The organism is Streptomyces sp. 8P21H-1 (genome assembly GCF_013302945.1).
Genome location: NZ_JABTYA010000013.1, coordinates 635 through 2,433, shown reverse-complemented (window position 1 = coordinate 2,433; position 1,799 = coordinate 635). Strand labels below are relative to the sequence as shown.

At 65.4% G+C, this 1,799-nt stretch carries 1 protein-coding gene and 2 pseudogenes; all 3 read left to right on the top strand.

What is annotated here, in order from left to right:
* Window positions 1-83: 83 nt before the first annotated feature.
* Window positions 84-792 (top strand): annotated as a pseudogene (locus HO151_RS00245) (IS5 family transposase); the annotation flags it as partial.
* A 124-nt stretch (window positions 793-916) separates the two neighbouring features.
* Complete coding sequence (locus HO151_RS00240; protein WP_173894122.1) at window positions 917-1,516, top strand: LysE family translocator; 600 nt, start codon at window positions 917-919, stop codon at window positions 1,514-1,516.
* A gap of 88 nt (window positions 1,517-1,604) precedes the next feature.
* Window positions 1,605-1,736: pseudogene (locus tag HO151_RS00235) on the top strand (IS5/IS1182 family transposase); the annotation flags it as partial.
* Window positions 1,737-1,799: the final 63 nt, after the last annotated feature.

Below are 1,799 nucleotides of genomic sequence, written 5' to 3'. Positions count from 1 at the left end.
AAACGCCCGATAAGCGAACGCTATAGATGAAAACGACCTCTAAGAGGGTGTTTCCTTTGGCGTGATCGTTCGTTGGGCCGTGCATGACGGATCTGATTGAGCGGCTGGTGCCGGATGCGTTATGGACGCTGTTCCGGCGCGTGGTTCCGTCGACGGAGGCCATACGTCCGCAGGGCGGCGGCCGACGGCGGGCGGGTGACCGTGAATGCCTGGCGGCGATCATCTTCGTAGCCACCTCGGGGTGCACCTGGCGGCAGTTGCCCCCGGTGTTCGGCCCGGCCTGGCCGACGGTCTACCGGCGTTTCGCCCGGTGGAGCCAGGACCGGGTCTGGGCCCGGCTGCACCGCATCGTCCTGGACGAGCTCGGAGCCCGCGGCGAGCTGGACTGGTCGCAGTGCGCCATCGACTCCGTCAGTCTCAGGGCCGCAAAAGGGGGCCACTGACCGGACCGAATCCGACCGACCGCGGCAAGAACGGATCGAAGATCCATCTGATCACGGACCGGAACGGTCTACCTCTGTCGCTGGGCATCTCCGGCGCCAACATGCACGACAGCCTCGGACTGAAGCCGCTGGTGCAGGGCATCCCGCCGATCCGCTCCCGGCGCGGCCCACGCCGCCAGCGACCGGCCAAGCTCCACGCCGACAAGGGCTACGACTACGACCACCTGCGCCGATGGCTTCACAAGCGGGGCATCCGCCACCGCATCGCCCGTAAAGGCATCGAATCCCACAACGGCTGGGCCGCCACCGCTGGGTCGTCGAGAGGACAGCGTCCTGGCTCGCCGGCTGCCGCCGACTCACCACATGAAACGGGGCTTCAGGTGCACGAGTTCGAGGAAACGGCGGGGCGTTGGAGTCGTGGCGCGTAGCCTGTGCTAGTGATCGGATTAGAGCGCCTAACTGTCTTCGTGACCGTGGTGACCGTGTTGATCGCTGTGCCGGGGCCGAGCGTCCTGTTCGTGGTGAGCCGGGGGGTGGCGCTGGGTCGGCGGGCTGCCGTGTCAACGGCGGTGGGAAACGAGGCTGGGCTGCTCATCCAAGTAGCACTCGTGGCGTTCGGGCTGGGGGAGGTACTCGCCCGTTCCTTCCTGGTGTTTTCGATCCTGAAGTTCGCCGGCGCTCTCTATCTCATCCACCTCGGTGTTCAGGCCTGGCGACATCGCAAGCTGTGGATGGTGGAGGAGCGGACCACTTCAGAGGTGAGCCGTCCGGGTCGGGTCTTCCGAGAGGGCTTCATCGTTGGGGTGAGCAACCCCAAGGGCCTGCTGATCTTCGGTGCGGTGCTGCCCCAGTTCGTCGACCCTGCGACGGGAAACACCCAGCTGCAGCTGTTGCTGCTGGGCCTGATCTGTGTACTGATCGCCTTGGTGTCCGATGCCACTTGGGGCCTCCTCGCCGGAACAGCCCGCAATTGGCTTGCCCGGTCACCGCGTCGACTGTCGTGGCTCGGTGGTGCGTCGGGCGTTGTGATGATTGGCTTAGGTGTCCGGCTGGCGTTCAGCGGACGGGACTGAGCCAGACCAAGGTGCGCACACCGGCATGGCCAGCATGCCGCCCACAGATCATGATGGCGTACGGTCGCTGATCCGGCTGTCGGACCGAGTGCCCTGGCTCGCCAGCTGCCGACGCCTGCACCGCCGCTACGAGCGCAAGGCCGAACACTTCCTCTCCTTCGTCGGCATCGCCGCAGCCCTCATCAGCTCCTGCCGACTCACCAACTCAAACGCCCTTTAAGGGCCTGCCGGAGAATAAGGTGTTGCTTTGTGTGGTTCAGGTCGTTGATCTGGTATGGGTGTA